The following is a 19567-nucleotide window of genomic DNA, read 5'->3' on the forward strand; positions in this document are numbered from 1 at the left end:
GAGCGTTGTCGGTTTTCCCTGTTTGATTGCAGAAGACCATGACTCTCGACCCGCGCGTCTATGCGCAATTACATGAATTATTTAAATACCCGCGAACGCCTCACCTGGAGTCGTCGCGCCTGCAACCGGGTGACTGCGATCATGACCAGGTAAAGCTAAGCACGCTGAAAGATCAATTCATCGTGGTGGAGGAAAAGCTTGATGGCGCTAATGCGGCAATCAGCTTTTCCGCTAATGCCGAACTCCTGCTTCAGTCACGTGGGCACTACCTTATCGGAGGCTCACGGGAGAAGCAGTTCAACCTGTTCAAGCAATGGGCACGCGTCCATGAACTGTTTCTGCTTGAGAGACTTGAAGATCGCTACGTGATGTTTGGCGAGGTAATGAGCAAGAAGCATTCGGTTTTCTACGATCAGTTGCCGGGTGTCTTTTTCGAGTTCGACATCTGGGATCGTCGTAGGCAGATCTTTCTGTCAACCGCTGAGCGCCGCGTGTTGTTAGCCGGCGGGCCTGTCCTATCTGTACCTGTGTTGTATGAGGGTCCTGCGCCTGTAAGGCTCAAAGACCTGCGGGCACTGGTTGGCAAGTCCTGGGCCCGAACCGATCGGTGGAGAGAGCGGTTCGAAGATACAGTGCGGCGTGAAGGGCTGGACCTGAGTAAGGCATGGTCTCAATGCGATACCTCTGATCTGATGGAAGGGCTTTACCTGAAAGTCGAGACAGCCTGCGAAACAGTCGCACGGATGAAGTGGGTCAGGCCAGACTTCGTGCAGACCATTCTGGACGCCAATGAGCATCACTTGCGTCAGCCCTACATTCCCAATGAGCTTGCGCCCGATGTTGATCTCTATGCACCAGTACCTATCGTGACGTGGGAATGTTTGAACAAACAATAACAAGGAGAAATGGAATATGGATTTTCAAACACTTGAGCGCCTGGTTGCTGCACCAGGCCAGCAGCCCGACTTCAAGGGGTGCGTAGAAGCAATACCGGCACTGACTCGGTTGGCAAGTACGCCGCAGGAGCCTGCCTATCATGGCGAAGGCGATGTCTGGACCCATACCTGTATGGTGGTTGAAGCCATGGTAGGTGGAAGTGCCTATGAACGCGCAAGTGCTGAAGAGCGTTTCGTACTGTTCTACTCGGCACTTTTGCACGACATTGCTAAGCCGGACACTACTGTTATAGATGAGGTCACTGGGCGTATCGGCCAACCGGGACACTCTCGTCGTGGTTCAATTGATGCCCGCATATTGCTCTGGAAGGCAGGCGTGCCATTCTCGTTGCGAGAAACCATTTGCCGAATCATCAGTGTGCATCAGGTGCCGTTCTGGGCGTTGAGCGGTGATCGCTCAGGACATTCTCCAGAGTTTCTGGCGCATCGCCTGTCCTGGGAGCTACCACTCTGGATGTTGATCGCTATGGCCATCGCGGATATGGAAGGGCGTATCTACCCGAACAAGCAGCACGTACTGGATGATATCGTGTTGTTTCAACAGTTGGCGGAGGAAGAAAGCTGCCTGTATTCAGCCAAGGCTTTTCCTGATGATTACACGCGGATGAGCTATTTTCGCGGTGCCCGTATTCATCCGGCGTTCAGTCATTATCGGGAGCAGGAGGGCTCCGATGTGGTAGTCATGGCGGGTCTGCCTGCCAGTGGCAAGAACACATGGGTCGCAGAAAACCTGTCAGAGCTGCCGGTCGTTTCTTACGATGATGCACGGGACGCACTGGGGCTTGCTCATGGCAAGAACGAAGGGGCCGTCGCTCATTATGCGGTGGATACCGCTAAGTCGTTGTTACGGAGCAGGGAGGCCTTTGTCTGGAACGCAACGCATCTGTCCGGCCAAATGCGCAAGAAGACCCTGGATTTGCTCTACCAATACAACGCCTCAATACGAATCGTTTATCTTGAGCAGCCGGAGCGGGTCATTCTTCAGCGTAACGCCAGGCGAAACACGTCATTGCGAAATCAGGATATCCAGCGGATGCTCTATCGGTGGGAAGTACCGCTGCCGAGCGAGGCGGACTGTGTCGAGTATCTGGCCTAACGCTCACACCTCGCTCTTGTCGTAGAGTGGCTTCTTTTTCCATTCGCTGCCCTCTTCAGGCTCAGGTGCCTTTTCTTCAACAGGAGGCGCCTTGAGTTGCTGTTCGGCCTGGGTCTGTTTCTCGATGGCATTCTCAGCGGTCTCTATACCGCTCTCAAAAGCTTCGCGCTGGGCTTGAAACGCCATTTGATCAGATTGGTTGCGAATATATTGAAGGCCACGTTCATAAGCGCGCTTTGCCAGGCGGGGCTGGTCTGACTCAAGCGCTTGGGTGGCCATGTTATCGAACATTTCGATATTGCTGAGCGCAAGCCAATATCTGACTGACTTGAACCAGCCGGAAGCATCCGCCTTGGTAAGCAGACCATCCTGTACGGCGCGGTGAATCTGACTATTAAGGGTTTCCAGCTGAAAGCTCACCTCTTTGAAGGCCGCCTCGCTTGACAGAGGGCATGGTTGATTCTCGATCGAAATGTCCAGACCGAGTTTTTCCTGCTCCTGCAGGAGGGACTCGCGCTCCGTCAGGGCTTCGGTAGGTTTTTCCAGGCGGCCGATGCGCTGAATAAGGTTGAGTTCTAGTCTGACCAGAAGCTGTTTGAGTTCAGGTGTCATGAACTGGGCTGGAAAGGTTTCCGACAAGGTGCCGATACGGTAAATCCGGTCATTCAGGTCTGCTCGCAGACGAGCCTTATCCAGTTGATAACGGTCTGCAACCTGGTCCACATAGGCCATGAATAAAAATAAAAGGATGCAGCTGACAAACATCAGCGCCAGTGCTGAGGTGGACATGTGTCGTTATACCTTCTGTTCGAGCAGGCCTTTCCAAGACCTGAATGCCTCTAATGAGAATGTGCGCCCGGAAACTTCAACCCGAGTGCAGTGCCTTCCTGGCGTCTCATGGTTTGCCAGTTGGAGGCTTTCATTAGAAGGCTATCGGTATAGCGTTGGTTTTCTTGAGGAAAATAAATGAAAAAAGAGTGAGCTGTCTGAGGCATGCCAGAGCCCTTTGGCACACCGTTGATTGAAGCAGACCGGAGCAGGGCGAAACGAGCCGGTCACGTGCTCGGCTGAGTACAATCAATCCTCCTGCTTACGTTTATTTACCCCTAATACCCTCTGCAAAAACTCTATTCAGGCTGATACGACTTCGGCGGTTAAAAGCGCCGAGGGCATATATCAATAGCAATTCTGCTTGGGAGTAACCTTGGGTGGAGAATACGTACAGGTCTCCAGAATTACGACGTCTGTCTTAATTCCTGCCGGTTGTTGATGAGGCTCAGCATTGCCAGCACGGTAGCTACCCAGCCGGTATACATCAGTTGATTTGAAAGAACACCGCGAACAGCTCGGATTGGGATTTGATGTTGAGCTTGGCGTAGATGTGTTTTCGGTGGACCTTGACGGTCTCGACAGAGATGTCCAGCTTCCGCGCAATTTCCTTGCCTGAGCAGCCGCTCAATACGAGGCGTGCAACGTCCATCTCACGGGTGGTCAACGGCATTTCGCTGCGTTGGCTGGTTGTCTCCAGCCGGTGTTGCCACGCTGGAACAGAGGGCGTAGTGGAACCTTGCTCGAAGCGTAGGCGCTGACGCATGAGACCCATTATCCAGGGTTGAATCAGACCGAGCAGGGCTATCTGGTCAGGTTTGAAACGCTGGCGCGAGCCAAGGGACAGGCAAAGCGTCTGATCAGCATCGATCTGGCAGTTGATCTGGATTTCGTCAGCGACCACGTTCAACCGAAAGTACAGACGATAATAATCGGTTTGCTCAAAACATTCTGGTGCGACGTCGTCAAGCCGAACCAGGCCATTGTGGGCTCGCTCACGAGAGGCGATGTAGAACGGGTCCAGAAGATACAGGCCGTTGATGTAGTCCTGAAACAGCGGATCAGGTCCGCCATCACTGGTCGGACTTTCTGCCAGTACAACGGGCCTGCCAGCACTGAAAAGCAGTGCTACCCAGCTGTCGAAGGGCAGATAGCGCGCCAGTAATCGTACCAGCCTGATCCAGAAGTTGGGCGCATCGAGCGCATCAATCAGTTGACCAACCGACTGATGCCAGGCGATATCCTTTAGTTCCATACCCATGCCTACCTCAAAAGGGTTAACCCACCGGCGTGATTATCATGCCAAACCGTGGGCACCATACTGCCAAACCAATGTGTTCGATACGGCTGATGTATCAAGGAGCATTCATGAAGATTGAACTGGCCCAGGTGGCTGGCCGTGATGGCGACAAGGCTTACAACCTGCAAACGGCATTGGCGGCTATCGAAGCCTGTGCACCGGATACACAGCTTATTGTGTTTCCAGAAACGCACCTCAGCGGTTTTCCAACCCATGAAAACGTGGCAGATATCGCCGAGCCCATTGATGGCCCGACGATCAGTCGGGTTCGTCAGGCTGCACATGCCAGACAGGTCTCGGTCGCCATCGGCTTTGCTGAAGCGGATGGCGAGCGTTATTACAACACCACGCTTCTGATTACCCCGAATGAAATTGCGCTGCGTTACCGGAAGACGCACTTGTGGTCGTCGGATCAGGGAGTGCTATCGCCTGGTGACCGCTTTGCGACCTGTCTGTGGAACGGTGTTCGGGTCGGTCTGCTGATCTGCTATGACATCGAGTTTCCCGAAACCGCCCGCGCGCTGGCGCAACTGGGTGCACAGCTCATTATCGTAACCAACGGCAACATGGACCCTTATGGGCCTGTACACCGAGCCGCGATCATGGCTCGCGCAATCGAAAACCAGGCGTTTGCCGTGATGGTGAACCGCGTGGGTGAAGGCGATGGTGACCTCACTTTTGCAGGAGGCAGTGCGGTAGTCGATCCCTTTGGAAACATGCTGGTCGAGGCCGGTCGGGAAGAGGCGCACTTGAGCGCATCGCTGGACCTGAGCCAGCTTCAGGCGGTGCGCAAGGATTATCGGTATCTCAATGACCGTCGCCTGAGTTTGCCGGGAGAGCTGATCGAGCAACCGGGAGGGATTCGCGAACTTATTATCTAGGCCAATAAACGTATAACAACAATTATCTTTTTTGCTGATTCAGCACTGCCACAACACCCGACCGCGTAAGCGCGGTATCAACAATCACTATACGGAGTTGTTCATGGCCCATCTGCAACGCACCCTTTCGTTAGGGGCGGTGATGCTGTTCGGCATCGCTTACATGACGCCCATCATTGTGCTCGGCACGTTTGGAATTCTTGCCCAGAGCACAGGTGGGCATGTACCTTCCGCCTACCTGGTAGCGCTGGTTGCCATGTTGTTTACCGCCATCAGTTATGGTCGCATGGCGGCGGCGTTTCCGGTTTCAGGTTCCGCGTATACCTATGTACGCAAGGCTATAAGTCCCAAGCTGGGCTTTATCGCCGGCTGGGCGGTTCTTCTGGACTACCTGTTTCTGCCTATGGCGATCTGGCTGATTGGAGCTGCCTACCTGAGTTCCGCATTTCCCGCTATCCCTCAAGCGGTTTGGGTATTGGGCTTCATCGCACTTACTACGATGATCAACGTAGTGGGGCTCAAGCTCGCCAGTACGATTAATACAGCCTTGATGCTGGTTCAATTCCTGGTACTGGCTGCCTTTGTGGTGCTGTGCGTCCATTATGTACAGGGCTCTGGCGAGCCGTTGTTCACGCTGGCACCGTTTACGGACGGTCATTTGCAGTGGCCGCTGGTCATGAGCGGCGCGGCAATAGCCTGCTATTCGTTTCTTGGATTCGATGCCGTAAGTACCCTGACGGAGGAAACCCGGAATGCGGAGCGTACGATACCCAAGGCAATCCTGCTGGTTACTCTAGTCGGCGGACTGGTGTTTATCCTGGCATCTTACTGGGTCCAGCGGGTACACCCAGGCATGGCGTTCGCCAATGTCGACTCTGCAGCTTATGAGATTGCCCGTAACATTGGCGGCGATATCTTTGTTTCGCTGTTTCTGATGGGGCTGATTGTGGGGCAGTTCACGTCTGGTATGGCTGCGCAGGCCAGCGTCTCACGGCTACTGTTTGCCATGGGCCGTGACGGTGTGCTTCCCCAGTCGTTTTTCGGTCAGCTTTCAAGGCGCTTCGGTACGCCAGTCAACAATCTCGCCCTGTGTGGCGTTGTTGCGTTACTGGCATTGAAGCTGGATGTAGCGACATCGACCTCGTTCATCAACTTCGGCGCATTTCTAGCGTTCAGCCTGGTGAACCTTGCAGTAATCTTTCACTTTTATCTTGGTGCGACTCAGCGCGGTATACGTGAAATCCTGTTGTTTCTCATCTGTCCGTTGCTGGGGCTCAGCGCAGATCTCTACCTCATGATCAGCCTGGACTCGATGGCCATTCTATTAGGGTTGAGCTGGCTCGCACTCGGAGTTATCTACCTGGGCAAACTCACGCACGGGTTTCGTACTCAGCCGCCGGAAATGCAGTTCAGTGAAGCGGAGTAGCGGGCCGTTCAGGTTTATCACGGCAGGCCTCGAAGGGCCGCCGTGAGGTTGCAAAAGCAGGCGTATCGTTGCTTTTATGTTTTCAAGCGGCTACCGAGCCTCGACTGCCTGCTTGAGCGCCGTCAACCCATCTTGGTAGAACTGCGTGAATAGACTTTCAGCCTCCGCCTGGCTGATATGGGTCGCTGTAAAGGTACAGAACCATTCAACCTTGGCGCTCTTTCCTGATACATCCGTGAGTACACGCAGCGTAGAGTCGTAGTCCTTGATCGGGGCAGGTCCTTCGATGATGGTGTAGCGGTAGCTTTTTTCAGCCTCGTTAAAGCTTAACAGCCGCTCAATGATGACGTTACCTTCGATATCCTTCAGATGTCGGACCCGACCCCCTTCACTCAGCTGACTTTCGACTACAAACGGCAGCCAGTCAGGCAGGGAGCCGAAGCCTCCCATAAGTTGCCATATCTGATCAGCATCCACATCGATCTCGATCGAAGCATAGGCGTTGGTCACAGCGATTCTCCTAGCATGAAAGAAACAGGGCAGGTCAGCATACGGCCTGAAGACAATAGAACGGCATTCGAAGAGTACCGTACGTTACGGTCATGCAGGTGATTAATCCCAAGCGGGTGCAAGCCCTTCAGGGCTGACTTCACGAGCGTTTCGCTCAAGTAAGGCGATTTTTGCCATGTCCTCCTGATCCAGACGCAGCTCTTGGGCTAACAGATTGCTGGCCAGATTCTCTAACTTGGTCGAGGAAGGGATGACTGCATATCCCTGCTGTAACGCCCAAGAGAGGGTAACCTGCGCTGGCGTTGCCTGATGCTTATGGGCAATGGCCTTAATGACAGGGTCCTTGAGTACCTTCCCGTAGGCCAGAGTCATATAGGAGGTCACTGGAATATTCTGCTCCTGCAAATATTGAACAAGCTTACGGTTCTGCAGGTAAGGGCTAAGCTCAATCTGGTTGGTGGCAATGGCATCCGTACCAACAATGTCGATGGCTTGTCGGGTCAGTTCGATGTTGAAGTTAGAGATACCGATCTGGCGTGTCAGGCCCTGGTGCTGCGCCTGGGCCAGTGCTTCCATAAATTCGGGTAGCCCCACACCATTACCCGGTGCGGGCCAGTGGATCAACGTCAGATCCACGAAGTCGGTCCGGAGTTTTTTCAGGCTTTCCTGCAGGCTGGGAATCAGTTTGTCTTTGGCGTAGTGGTCTACCCAGATTTTCGTCGTGATAAAGAGTTGGTCGCGTGCGATACCGCTTTCGGCAATCGCTTGCCCAATGTCTGCTTCGTTGTTGTAGATCTGTGCGGTATCGATTGCACGATAGCCCAAGTCAAGAGCGTGGCGTACCGAGTTGATGACGGTCTGTCCTGTGAGACGGAAGGTGCCAAGGCCAAAGGAAGGAATACTCATAACGGGCTCTCCGAAAGGATTGGAGGGACACGGCTGCGTCCCAAGCAAAGGGTTCGGAGCTCAGTGTGATCGGTTGATATCATCTGAATAAGCCCTTAATCCTCAGAATACTTTTGATTTTTACTCAAGGATTAAGGGGAGAAGGCCTTTCTGAAGTCAGGCGGGGCAGGACGTTGGTCGTCTGCCCCAGCGGAACTTGAGGTGATCGATTACAGAGGCGCCTCACCTTTGAGCGCCGGCGGTTGATCACTGGAGCGCTGGATGGGCCCGTGTGAGGAACCATGGTCATGTTGCCTAATGGGCGTCGCGTTATGTGAGGGGGGTTTAACGTTGAGAATCAGCAAGGCGGCCAGGATAGCCGGAATAGCAGCCAGCGCAATGATGGTTTGGGCTGGCAAATGCAGGCCGAGCAGCAGACTACCCAGCAGAGGCCCCAGAATCGAGCCAAAGCGGCCAATGCCCAGCGCCCAACCTGCGCCAGTTGCACGTACCTGCGCGGGGTAGAAATTGCTTGCGAAGGCATTCAAGGTCAGTTGACCGCCTATGGTGCAAAAGCCTGCGGCAAATACGAATACCAACAGCAGGGCCTGATACTGATGGGTCAGCCCAAGCAACACGGTAAATGCGGCTGCGCCCGCCAGGATACAGCTCAGCAAGCGAACCTTGCTGGCCACCCGGTCCATGAAGTATGCCAGGAGCATGGCACCCAATGTACCGGCAAACAAAAACATCGACGTGGCAAGGTTTGCCGAGTTTCGCTGCATACCGCTTTCCTGAAGGAGAGAGGGCAACCAGCTGATCATGAAATACAGCAGGATCAGGCTGACAAAAAACGTCGCCCAGAGAAACAGGGTAGGTCTCGCGTATCCGTTGCGAAAGAGATCCACCACGGCTATGGCAGAGGCAGGCTCCTGTTGACTGTCAACGGTTGGTGCTGGCGGCTGCCAGCCGGCAACCATGCGGGACGTGACAGCGGTCAGCCGGGCGTAGGGCGGGGCATCCCTTAGCAGACGTGGCAGAGACTCAGGTAGCAGCATGAGCAGGAAAGGTAAGAGCAGCAGCGGGGCTACACTTCCTATGACGAATACGGCATGCCAGCCGAAACGATCCATGAACGCCACTGCTACGAAGCCGCCCGCTGCGCCGCCAAACGAGAACCCACAGGCGGCCAATGTGACCATTAGGGTACGCAACCTGGGTGGTGAGTAGTCCGACATCAGTGCCATTGCGCTGGGCATAGCGCCGCCCATCCCCAGGCCACAAAAAAAGCGCAGTATCGCCAGTCCCTGCAACGAGTCGATATAGACGGTGACGAAGGTAAGGCAGGCATACAGCAGAACGCAGCCCATGAGCACTCGCCGGATACCTACGCGGTCCGCAAGTGGTGTAACGAGCAGAGCGCCAACGGTCAGGCCGATCAGGTTTGCACTGAAGACCGGTCCAAAGGCCGATTTCTCCAGTCCCCATTCCTGGGCGATAGATGGCACCACGTAGCCCAGTAGCTGAGCGTCATAACCGTCACTGATGAGCAAGAGCGCCAGCAGCGCCAGTATCTGCCATTGATAGCGTGATACGGGATGTGAATCGAGAGCATCGCGAAAGCTGGTTATTTGGTTCTGCATTGCCAATACCTTTTGTTTTTATTTGTGCAGGCAAAATGGGCGCGCGGATCAACTAGCGGTCAGAGAAAGGCAGTTCTGGAGATCAATCAAAATATCAGTCGAAATCGTAAATCGATTACGTTCTGTGTAATCTTTGGTGTGGTGGGGAGGTCTGTCAAGTTGATCGTGCTGCGGTGTGTATTCGCAAGGGGCGCAGCGCTAGGCCATGCGGATGAGCATCGGATGTCCGATGGCCGGATCGAGAGGTCAGAGCCGCCTGAAAATCTGCTCTGGAGGTGTGATAGGGATGTTGCGCTTAGTCGGGAGCAGGGCGTGTTGCTGGTGCAGGCCAAGTCTCAAAGCCCCGCGTGGCCGGGGCTTTGTACTAGTCGTATCAACCATTCGTATTTTGCCGTTCAACGCTTTCCAGGTACTGCAATTTATGCACGTTGCCTTGATGATCCTGATACACCATGGTGGCAGGTTCGGCGTTGTTGAGGTCGTTCGTGTCGGCCTTTTCGATCGAAATGACTTTGGCGACATCAACCTTCATGCCGTAGTGATACTGTTCCACCGGAAGGTTGTCTTGTGCCGAACGGGAATCTGCAGCAAACGCGCCGGTAGCGAAAGCTGAGGCAAGCAGGGCAGTAGCAATGGCGTATTTCATAATAATGACCTCTTCGATGGGGTGGTTGGTTTCGATGAGGTCATTGAATCGCACGCACCTACTATGTGTGAAATCGATCCTACTGGTGCCAATTATTGCTATCAATGATGGGTGAAGCGTGGAAGTGTGCTGGCTAAGGGCTAAGATAGTCGTCTGCTGTACTAAGCGTTCCCGTGGTCTTACGGTAGTAAGGGTCTGTCTGAAACCCAGATCAGTTTGATCGATTGAATCCTCTCTTGCGGCTAAAGGATCAGATTAATCGGAGCTGATTAGAAAACAGTCATGAACAGGTAAACGCAGACACCCAGGCAAAGCACCGCAAACGACCGCTGCAAGAGGTGGGCCGGTAAATGCTTGCACAGCAGGCGCCCGGCAAGCATGCCTAAAAGCGTGGCACCTATGAAAAACTCCGCTTGCAAGCCAAGCGTGACGCCGCGATAAAGCGCGCCGGCTGCGGTACCCAGGGAAATCAGCGCCACCATCATCAGCGAAGTGGCCACGATGCCCTGCATGCGGATATCGCTGCATTGGCGCAAGGCCGGAACGATCAGAAAGCCGCCCCCCACACCGAGCATACCGGTCAACAGGCCCGACAGGCTTCCGATGATCGAAAGCGTAGCCAGGCATCGACCATTCCAATGCAGGCGTCCGGTCGTTGGATCCAGCATGCAATTCTTTTGAAGCGGGCCGTGAGTCGTACAGGCTTGATCTACCGTAGCCCGACTCTGAAGCAGCATGCGGATGGCAACAAACAACATGATCAGGCAGAAGCAAAGCATGAGGGTACGATTGGGCAAGTGATGCGCCAGCTGACTTCCAAGTGGCGAAAAGCAAAGTCCCAACGCGGCCATGAGTAGCGCCGCCCGATATCGCACCAGACCTTTGCGCAGCCCGTCCACCGCACCCAGGGTCGCTGCGGTGCCGATTGCAAGCAGCGCAACGGGAGCAGCCTGAGAGAGGGCCCAGCCCAGCCCAAGCGTCAATGCCGGGATCGCCAGGATACCTCCACCTGCGCCTGTCAGGCCTAACACAAGGCCAATACCGATTCCGAGAAGAGAGGCCAGCAGCACGAAGCGGGTTCCCTTAATTCTGGGCGCAGCGGGTAAGCCACTCGCGGCCCTTGAGCATGCCGTTCCAGTAGAAGCGGGGCAGTACGCTGGCCTTCAGCAACCAGGCGGATTTACGCGGCACTTTGGGATCAAAGGGAAAGGTCGGCAAAAGCTTTCCACCATAACCAAACTCGGCCAGGATCACCTTGCCTTTTTCGACGGTAAGTGGGCAGGAGCCGTAACCATCATATCGGCTTGGCAGGGGGTGCCCCTTGCGCAAGGCCAGCAGATTTTCTGCTACGACTACGATCTGCTTGCGTGCTGCTGCAGCCGTCTTGGCGTTGCTGGTACCGCACACATCACCCAAGGCAAATATGTCTGGATGACGAGGATGCTGAAGGGTGGCCGGATCGACCTCAAGCCAGCCCGCCGCATCGGCCAGCGTACTACGCCGAACTACATCAGGTGCCTGTTGCGGTGGCACCACATGCAGCAGGTCGAACGCTTTGGCTTGACGGCTCACGCTACCGTCATCGGCGGTAACTTCGAACCAGGCGGTTTTGCCAGGGCCGTCGACAGCGACCAGATTGGACTGAAAAGCCAGTGATGCCTGATATTTCTCTACATACGCCATCAGAGGTGGGACAAAGGCCGGTACGCCAAACAGCGCTGCGCCTGCCAGGTTGAATTCGACCTGGATGTTCTTCAGCACCCCTTGTCGCAGCCAGTGATCGCAGGACAGGTACATGGCTTTTTGGGGCGCACCGGCACATTTGATCGGCATCCCCGGTTGAGTGAATAGCGCCTTCCCATGCCTCAGGTTTCGGACCAGCTCCCAGGTGTAAGGGGCCAGGTCATACCGGTAATTGGACGTCACACCATGTTGGCCCAGCGTGTCTTCCAGCCCAGTGATGCGCTCCCACGCCAGTTGCAGACCGGGACAGATGATCAGTTGCTGATAACCCAGTTGCTTACCGTTGCTGAGCAGCACGCTCTGGCGCTCCGGGGCGAACGCGCTGACCGATGCCTGAATCCAAGTGACACCGTGCGGCATGACGCTGGCCATCGGGCGAACCGTGTCCGCTGCGTCGTAGGCTCCACCCCCTACAAGCGTCCAGGCGGGTTGATAGTAATGATGATCGCTGGGCTCGACCACAGCGAGTTTCAGCTCAGGGGCGCGGCGCAGCAGGCTGGCAGCGACGCCGATGCCAGCTGACCCACCGCCCATGATGACGACGTCGTATTGGCTGCTTGCCGCTTCGTTCTCGCACGCCATTCGGTACAGCTGAGTAGAGCGGTTACCTGTGCGACAGAACGCCAGAATCGGATGGGGGAGCGTGCTGAGTAACGCCTGTAACTGCTGGGCCTGCCCCTCATGAAGGGTGCTGGGTATGACAGGGAGATAGACAAAGCTCAGGCCCAATGCTTCGGCCTGGCGCCGAAGTTGTTCGCTAAGAGGCTGTTCTGGTCCACCTTCATGATCCGGTCGATTGCAGATGATGCTGCGGTAGCCTTGCTGAGCGATGCCAGGCAAGTCATCGAGCTGTAGCTGTCCGCACGTAGCGAACGTTTCATCGAGTCGGTTGATGGGGTGGTCCATGGGCAACTCCAGACAGCGTAGGAAACAACAAAAAGTCTATGGCGCTAGCGCAGACAGGTTGAACGTAGAGATGACTCTTTACTGCACGCTTTTCAGGGCCTGACCGCAGTACAGGCTGGACAGTGTCTGCATGACGGAAACGACCTCGAAACTGGCAAGGGCGTAATAGATGTACTTGCCTTCGCGACGCGTATTGACCAGTCCTTCTTCCCGAAGGACGCTCAGCTGTTGAGAAAGCGTCGGTTGGCGGATACCCGTCAGGTCTTCCAGCTCGCCCACATTGCGCTCACCCTGAGTCAGCTGACAGAGCAGCAGGAGGCGGTCTTCGTTGGCCAGCGCTTTCAGCAGCGTGCAGGCTTTTGAAGCAGAGGCCCTGAGCAGAGCGACTTCGGTGGTAGAAAGCTGAGTTGCCATTGGTCCCTTCCTCGTCATGCGTCCAATCAGTCTATTTTCATACAATATATAATTCAATATATTGTAAAAAGGTAGATCGATGGAGAGGTAATAGACATGACTCCTTTAGTAGAGGCATTTTTCGATGCCGACACGGCTACCATCAGCTATGTGGTATTCGAGGCGGATGGTTCGGAATGCGCCATCATCGATTCGGTATTGAATTACGATGCCAGGGCCGGGCGAACCAGCACACATGGGGCTGACCGGATCATTGCATTTATTCAGGAGCATAGTCTCAAGGTGCAATGGTTGCTTGAGACCCATGCCCACGCCGATCATCTTTCTGCATCGGCTTACCTGAAACGTATGCTGGGAGGCAAGATTGCCATTGGCGCTCCCATCCGCCAGGTTCAGGGCGTTTTCCGTGATGTTTTCAACCTGGAGCCTGAGTTCCGGTTGGACGGCTCACAATTCGATTATCTGTTCGAGCCGGACGAGCTGTTTCACATTGGCCGTTTAGCGGCGCGTGCGCTGCATGTTCCAGGGCATACACCCGCGGATATGGCCTATCAGGTAGCGGAGCATTCGGTATTCGTAGGCGACACATTGTTCATGCCTGACGTAGGAACCGCACGGTGCGATTTTCCCGGTGGCAGTGCCCGTCAACTGTACCGTTCCATCAAGCGGATACTGGCGCTACCGGCCGAGACGACATTGTACCTGTGCCACGACTATCCACCCGCTGGACGAGAGGTATGTTGGAAGACGACGGTGGCTGAGCAAAGGTCCAGCAATATCCATGTGCACGACGGTATTGCCGAAGAGGCCTTTGTCGAGATGCGCAGCCGTCGGGACGCAACGCTATCGATGCCGACGCTTATCCTGCCCTCAATCCAGATCAATATCCGGGCGGGTGAAATGCCACCTGCAGATGAGTCCGGGGCGACCTTCCTGAAAATTCCGATCAATCGCCTTTAGGCGGGGTGTCAGTCTTCTTCCCAGAACGTCGGGCAATTTAGTTTCAATGCGCGGGCTTTGGCAGCGTGCATGGCCGCTTCGAGTTCCTCCGGGGTGGCCTTCTGCTCGGTCTTGGCGTATGTCCAGGTTGCCAGGGCGACGTAGCAACTGGAGTAGAGCTCGGCAAGGGAGCGGCATTCCGACTGGCGGCTGACCTGATCAAGCGGGAGGGGACTCGCCTGCAAGGTGGTTTCAACGGGTGTCAGCGAGCGGCTCTGGCATCCACTTAGTAGCAGGACTGCCATGAGCATAAAACCAGTGAAAAGGCGATGGGTCATGTGTTCTGTTCGTAGCGGATAGGATGGCAAGTGTAACGACCCAGGCAGGCTTGGCCTATCGGCGGCAGTAGTTATCCGGGATCGATCACCTGATACAGGCGCCAGGGCAAGGTCATGCCTTACGCTGGCGCCCTGCAACGTATTAGAACGCGGTTTTCTTTTGTGGCCCCTTGAAATACCGACCGCGAGGCAGGCGGCTGCCATCGGCCAGCTTGTTTTGCCACTCGGCAAACGCAACGCTACGGGTACGGTAGGTTACGGACTGCTCAACAGGCTGTGCCTTGGCAGCCGGTACGGGAGCAGCAATCTCCTGAGCCTGAGTGTCGGTTACTGTTGCCGCCGCATAAGCCGCCGAGCGCAGGCATGTCTTGCAGGTAACCTGATCAGGCTGGGTGGAGGCATTAGGACTGCTGCGGCCGCAAGCAACTTGATCAGTGCCGGTGGAGTAGTGCATTACCATGGTATTACTTCCTTTCAGTACAAGCTAAAACAGTCGCCGCTTTGCAATGCGACGAGGTATTGCAGCGGATTGAGGACGGCCTCGGGGCGATGGCCTCAGGGCAGCGTGTGCTCATTGGCGTGAGTAGCACCTCGCCTTCGAAATCACCCCTCGACTTTCAAAATCCAAACAAAAAAAGGCACAGTTTAACGGGTTATCGCCATTTAGTCTTTTTTAGCGGGCGCAAACTGCCGCAGTGGCAGCGAACATGGCATAGTGAAATCAGAGGTCGGTCATCAGCTCATATGGAATCAGGGCTTGCACCTCTGTAGTTTCGTAGTAAATTGGTAACATGTTAACTATCTACAAGAACAACAGGCTGAATGACAGCCGAGGTGAAATGCCATGCAAGTCCAACGTCTCGATGCGTTTTCAATCTGGCTAGAAACGATTCGCGCTTTTTGTGGCCGCCGTTTTACCGCGCAGCCCTCGTTGACCGGTTCGCTGTTTATCGGCGAGCTTGCCCAGCGGCGTATAGCCGGACTTGAACTGGCCATGGTCAAGACCAACGCGGCCTGTCTGGCTCGCAAACGAGGGCATGATCAAGATGGTGATCGATACTGCTTTCTGGTCATGCAGCGATCCGGGCGAGCACAGATCACGCAGCATGGGCATACCATCGATCTGGTGCCCGGTGAGATGGCGCTGGTTGATTCTGCAGGCACCTGCGAAATCACTCCGCTTGGTTTGATGGAGCATTGCTCGATTCATCTTCCCCGCGAGGCGGTGTCCAGGCATCTGGCCGATCAACAGCATATTTTTGGCAAACTTAATTCAGGCAGTGCCAGCGGCCGGTTGCTTCGGCTGATCTGTACCCAGCTGGCCGAGGGTATGCCGGCACAGGAATGGCAGGATGATGAAGGGGAGGCGCTCCAGGATTCGCTGATCAGCCTGTTGAAACCCGCCTTGACAGCCAGTGCGCCCACAATGGCCGTTGAGCTCCAGGCCAAGGGCGGCGTACTGCGAAGCGGAGTGGAACAACTGATCCACGACCAGCTGGCCGATGCGTCCTTGAGCCCTGCCAAACTGGCGGCGCAGCTGGGCATTTCCATCCGCCAGCTGTATCGGCTATTCGAAGAAGAGGGCGATAGCGTCTGCCGTTATATCCAGCGTGCCCGACTTGCACGCAGCGCTGCCGATCTGCTCGATCAGCGTCTGGTCAACGAGTCGATCACAGACATTGCTTTCAAATGGGGTTTTACCGACTCGGCTCACTTCAGCCGGACGTTCAAGAAGCATTTCGAAAGGTCCCCGCGGGACTACCGTAGCCAGTCGATGACGGCCTGAGCACGCTCAGGCCGCGTTCATCAGGCTCAGTAGGCAATACACACGGATTTGAGTTCGGTAAAGGCTTCGACAGCGCCGCGGCCGAACTCCCGTCCGATACCGGATTGCTTGTAGCCCCCAAAAGGCAGGTTCGGGTCGACCGGTACGTGGCTGTTGACCCAGACCGTGCCCGCCTCGATGCGGGGAATGAGGTCCATGGCACGGGTCAGATCATTGGTCCAGAGACTGGCCGTGAGACCGTATTGGCTGTCGTTGACCATATGGATGGCTTCATCCAGTGAGTCGTAAGCGATAACGGACAATACCGGTCCGAAAATCTCCTCGCGCGCCGCCGCCATGTGGTGCTCAACGTTGGCCAGCACAGTAGGCTGGACGTAATAGCCGGGCAGGTCGGGTGCATTGCCTCCCGTCGTGACAGTAGCCCCTTGCTGGCGTGCCAGCTCTAGATGCTGAAGAACGCTGCCTTGGTGCCGGCGTGAAACGACCGGGTTGATTTGTGTGGTTGGGTCCAGCCCCGGCCCGATCTTCATGCCGTTTACCGCGGCGCTAAGCGCTTCGACATAGTCTGCTTTTAGCGCCTGCGGCACGTAGATGCGCGAAGCGGCGGCGCACACCTGACCCTGATTGAGTAGGCCGCCCATGAGCGCGCCTGCAACTGCTTTTTCAAGGTCGGCGTCTTGTAGCAGCACCATAGGGTTCTTGCCACCGAGCTCCAGGGAGAATCGTGTCATGTTTTGCAGGGCGGCAGTCCCGATCTGCTTGCCGATGGCCGTAGAGCCGGTAAAGGACACCTTGCTGACGTTGGGGTGCGCCACCAGTGCGGCACCTGCTACCGAGCCGCGGCCGATCAGTACGTTGAATACACCGGGCGGAACGCCGGCCTCTATGGCCAGCTCGGCTACCCGCAGCACGGTAAGAGGCGTTTCTTCCGAGGGCTTGATGATGATGGAGCAGCCACAGGCCAGAGCCGGCATGATCTTCCACAGGGCGATCATGAGCGGGAAATTCCAGGGGACGATGCCTGCCACTACGCCAACTGCCTCACGGCGCGTATAGGCATTGTAACGGGCGCCGGTTGGAACAGGTATCGAGACGTCGAGCGTCTGCCCTTCGAGCTTGGTGGCCCACCCGGCCATGTAACGCATGTATTCAACTGCGCCGCCGACTTCAATCGCGCGGGCAATATGGATCGATTTACCTTGTTCCAGCGTTTCCAGTTGCGCCAGTTCCTCGCCGTGGGCTTCGACGAGATCAGCAAAGCGCAGGAGGATGCGCTCACGATCAGCCGGTCGAGCCCTGCTCCAGGTGCCCGCGACAAACGCAGCGCGGGCGGACTCGACGATACGGTCTACTTCTTCCCGCTCGGCCAGCCTTACCTGTGAAATGGCCTGGGCCGAAGCGGGATCGTTTACCGCAATGACATCGCCGCGAGAAGCGGTGCTGGGCTGGCCATCCACGAAGCTGGAATGCGTAAGCGACAGAAAACGGGTAACAGTCTCGAGGGGCGTAATGAGTTCGGCAGTAGACATAAGGGATTCCTGGCTATTCTCAAGGCTCTAAGGCAAGCGGTGAGGCTTCATGTCCAGAGCTTAGGAGTCGTCAATCAAGAGAGCTTGCATGTCGCTGCCGCAGGGTTTGATCTTCTCTGCCACCCGCAAGGCATCACCCGGTGTGATGAGGCAAGGCGGCTTGCGCTGCCGTGAACGCAACAATCGATTTGAATAGGGTGAGGGACGAAGAGGAATTCAGAATGGTTGATTAATATGTTAATTATATGCGATGGTCCCGCTCCGTTGGTAAATGGCGGTATATCTGCCAATCTATTCATTGGGCTGCCGTCCGGCCCGTGCAACGATATCTTTCATGGCTCCTGGTGACTAATTGTCATGCTGAAACCGCGTCCTTCTCTTACGCTTACCTTGTTGCAGGCCCGCGAAGCGGCCATGGGGTTTTTCCGTCCGTTGTTGAATGAGCACGGCCTTACCGAACAGCAATGGCGCATCATTCGGATACTCTGGCAGCGGGGTGAAATGGAGAGCCATCAGCTGGCAAAGCAGGCCTGCATTCTCAAGCCCAGCATGACCGGTGTATTGTCTCGCATGGAGCGTGACGGGTACGTGCAGCGCTGGAAAACACCCAAGGATCAGCGGCGTGTTTACGTGAGCCTGACGGATCGTGGCCGGGCGTGCTTCGAATCCATGGCCACGGGTATGGAGGCCAACTACCAGCGCATCCAGGAGCAATTTGGTGAGGAAAAGCTCAAGACGCTAATCGCCTTGCTGGAAGAACTCAAACAGGTGCGGCCTGGCTCGGAGGATGACGACGAAGAGCGCCTTATCTATCCCGATCGGGATGACAGTTGATCAGCTGGGCAGGTAAAGCGGCCCAAGGGCCGCCGGTTCAGTTCAGGCTCGGTGCTTCATACCTTAATAGACACCGCCACCATGTGTGGGCTTTGGAGTGTTGTGCTTGAAATGGCCTAGCAGCGTTTGAAGGCCTTTCATCAGCACCGTCGTGTCGACCCCCACCGCTACAAAGACTGCGCCCAGCTCGATATAACGCTGGGCGAGCGTCTGATCGGCTGAAAGAATACCTGCCGCCTTGCCGGCTTTAGCAATACGAACAATCGCCTCTTCAATTACGGCTTGAACGTCTGGGTGGCCTGGATTGCCACGATGCCCCAGTGCGGCAGACAGGTCAGCAGGACCGATGAACACTCCGTCCACTCCATTGACCTCCAGAATGGCATCCAGATTATCCAGGCCGGTTCGGTTCTCGATCTGGACTAGAAGACACATCTGTTCATCAGCATGATCCAGGTAGCCGGGGATCGTGTTCCAGCGTGAGGCGCGTGCCAGGGCGCTGCCTACACCGCGAATACCCTCCGGCGGATAGCGCATGGCCTTTACCAATTCCCTGGCCTGATCAGCGGATTCGACCATCGGCACAAGCAGTGTCTGGGCGCCAATATCCAGAAGCTGTTTGATAAGCACAGGATCGCCAATGGGCGGCCGTATAATCGGGTGGGTGGCATACGGCGCAACGGCCTGTAGTTGAGCGAGTAGGCTGCGGACATCATTGGGCGCATGCTCGCCATCAAGCAGCAGCCAGTCGAAACCGGCGTTGGCGGCTAATTCAGCGCTGTAGGCATTGGCGAGGCCAATCCAGAGGCCAATCAGCGGGTCACCGCCTTTGAGGCGCTGTTTGAAGGTGTTGATAGGAAGCTGCATGGTAAATCCTCACGGCGGGAGGTTGGCCTGGGCATGAGCG

20 protein-coding genes are annotated in these 19567 nt (G+C 55.7%); 7 read left to right on the top strand and 13 right to left on the bottom strand.

The genetic code is table 11. The annotated features are described in order from the left end of the window. Positions 1-38 precede the first annotated feature (38 nt). Together JQR86_RS20335 and JQR86_RS20340 are read left to right on the top strand one after the other, a co-directional pair. Positions 39-896: an RNA ligase family protein gene (locus JQR86_RS20335; RefSeq protein WP_407363707.1), complete on the top strand. Its 858-nt coding sequence runs from the start codon at positions 39-41 to the stop codon at positions 894-896. 16 nt (positions 897-912) lie between these two features. Continuing rightward, a complete protein-coding gene (locus tag JQR86_RS20340; RefSeq protein WP_407363708.1) occupies positions 913-2052 on the top strand; it encodes an AAA family ATPase in 1140 nt (379 codons plus the stop codon). 3 nt (positions 2053-2055) lie between these two features. On the opposite strand, the gene JQR86_RS20345 is transcribed toward JQR86_RS20340, so the two are convergent. Continuing rightward, positions 2056-2841, bottom strand: a complete 786-nt coding sequence (locus JQR86_RS20345) for a hypothetical protein (protein ID WP_122043799.1) — start codon at positions 2839-2841, stop codon at positions 2056-2058. Between the two features lie 526 nt (positions 2842-3367). After that, positions 3368-4141, bottom strand: coding sequence for a helix-turn-helix transcriptional regulator (locus tag JQR86_RS20350; protein ID WP_407363709.1), 774 nt, complete (start codon positions 4139-4141; stop codon positions 3368-3370). Positions 4142-4248: 107 nt separating this feature from the next. Between JQR86_RS20350 and JQR86_RS20355 the strand changes: the two genes are divergently transcribed. Then, positions 4249-5061 (top strand): carbon-nitrogen hydrolase family protein, encoded by an 813-nt coding sequence (locus JQR86_RS20355; RefSeq protein ID WP_434155323.1) that lies wholly within the window; start codon positions 4249-4251, stop codon positions 5059-5061. Positions 5062-5164: 103 nt separating this feature from the next. Next, complete coding sequence (locus JQR86_RS20360; RefSeq protein ID WP_434155324.1) at positions 5165-6487, top strand: APC family permease; 1323 nt, start codon at positions 5165-5167, stop codon at positions 6485-6487. 90 nt (positions 6488-6577) lie between these two features. Here JQR86_RS20360 and JQR86_RS20365 read toward each other — a convergent pair whose 3' ends face one another. From JQR86_RS20365 to JQR86_RS20395, 7 genes are all read right to left on the bottom strand, one after another. Further along, the gene (locus JQR86_RS20365) at positions 6578-6997 is read right to left on the bottom strand and encodes an SRPBCC family protein (protein WP_019366225.1); all 420 of its coding nucleotides are present in this window, start codon (positions 6995-6997) and stop codon (positions 6578-6580) included. A gap of 102 nt (positions 6998-7099) precedes the next feature. Next, the gene (dkgB, locus tag JQR86_RS20370) at positions 7100-7903 is read right to left on the bottom strand and encodes a 2,5-didehydrogluconate reductase DkgB (protein WP_286787960.1); all 804 of its coding nucleotides are present in this window, start codon (positions 7901-7903) and stop codon (positions 7100-7102) included. A gap of 209 nt (positions 7904-8112) precedes the next feature. Continuing rightward, entirely contained in the window at positions 8113-9525 is a 1413-nt protein-coding gene (locus JQR86_RS20375) for an MFS transporter (protein WP_434155328.1), read from the bottom strand. 373 nt (positions 9526-9898) lie between these two features. Next, entirely contained in the window at positions 9899-10225 is a 327-nt protein-coding gene (locus JQR86_RS20380; protein ID WP_019366228.1) for a DUF2790 domain-containing protein, read from the bottom strand. A 215-nt stretch (positions 10226-10440) separates the two neighbouring features. Then, positions 10441-11241: a sulfite exporter TauE/SafE family protein gene (locus JQR86_RS20385; protein ID WP_019366229.1), complete on the bottom strand. Its 801-nt coding sequence runs from the start codon at positions 11239-11241 to the stop codon at positions 10441-10443. A 13-nt stretch (positions 11242-11254) separates the two neighbouring features. Next, a complete protein-coding gene (locus JQR86_RS20390; protein WP_434155331.1) occupies positions 11255-12820 on the bottom strand; it encodes a TIGR01244 family sulfur transferase in 1566 nt (521 codons plus the stop codon). Positions 12821-12898: 78 nt separating this feature from the next. Continuing rightward, positions 12899-13234 (bottom strand): ArsR/SmtB family transcription factor, encoded by a 336-nt coding sequence (locus JQR86_RS20395; protein ID WP_010799015.1) that lies wholly within the window; start codon positions 13232-13234, stop codon positions 12899-12901. A 96-nt stretch (positions 13235-13330) separates the two neighbouring features. Here JQR86_RS20395 and JQR86_RS20400 point away from each other — a divergent pair, with 96 nt between their 5' ends. Continuing rightward, positions 13331-14194, top strand: coding sequence for an MBL fold metallo-hydrolase (locus JQR86_RS20400; RefSeq protein WP_434155333.1), 864 nt, complete (start codon positions 13331-13333; stop codon positions 14192-14194). 8 nt (positions 14195-14202) lie between these two features. On the opposite strand, the gene JQR86_RS20405 is transcribed toward JQR86_RS20400, so the two are convergent. Together JQR86_RS20405 and JQR86_RS20410 are read right to left on the bottom strand one after the other, a co-directional pair. After that, positions 14203-14511 carry a hypothetical protein gene (locus JQR86_RS20405; RefSeq protein ID WP_312602122.1) on the bottom strand — a complete coding sequence of 103 codons (309 nt, stop codon included), beginning with the start codon at positions 14509-14511 and terminating at the stop codon, positions 14203-14205. A 142-nt stretch (positions 14512-14653) separates the two neighbouring features. Continuing rightward, a complete protein-coding gene (locus JQR86_RS20410) occupies positions 14654-14971 on the bottom strand; it encodes a hypothetical protein (protein ID WP_312602123.1) in 318 nt (105 codons plus the stop codon). Positions 14972-15355: 384 nt separating this feature from the next. Between JQR86_RS20410 and feaR the strand changes: the two genes are divergently transcribed. Beyond that, entirely contained in the window at positions 15356-16297 is a 942-nt protein-coding gene (gene feaR / locus JQR86_RS20415; RefSeq protein WP_434136406.1) for a transcriptional regulator FeaR, read from the top strand. Positions 16298-16323: 26 nt separating this feature from the next. Here the strand turns inward: feaR and JQR86_RS20420 are convergent, their stop codons facing one another. Beyond that, positions 16324-17826 carry an aldehyde dehydrogenase family protein gene (locus JQR86_RS20420; protein ID WP_434155335.1) on the bottom strand — a complete coding sequence of 501 codons (1503 nt, stop codon included), beginning with the start codon at positions 17824-17826 and terminating at the stop codon, positions 16324-16326. A 357-nt stretch (positions 17827-18183) separates the two neighbouring features. Here JQR86_RS20420 and hpaR point away from each other — a divergent pair, with 357 nt between their 5' ends. Then, a complete protein-coding gene (hpaR, locus tag JQR86_RS20425) occupies positions 18184-18660 on the top strand; it encodes a homoprotocatechuate degradation operon regulator HpaR (RefSeq protein WP_219652150.1) in 477 nt (158 codons plus the stop codon). A gap of 63 nt (positions 18661-18723) precedes the next feature. On the opposite strand, the gene hpaI is transcribed toward hpaR, so the two are convergent. Next, positions 18724-19527 (bottom strand): 4-hydroxy-2-oxoheptanedioate aldolase, encoded by an 804-nt coding sequence (hpaI, locus tag JQR86_RS20430; RefSeq protein ID WP_312271683.1) that lies wholly within the window; start codon positions 19525-19527, stop codon positions 18724-18726. Positions 19528-19567 lie beyond the last annotated feature (40 nt).

The organism is Pseudomonas sp. JZ134 (genome assembly GCF_051027695.1).
GTDB lineage: Bacteria > Pseudomonadota > Gammaproteobacteria > Pseudomonadales > Pseudomonadaceae > Chryseomonas > Chryseomonas luteola.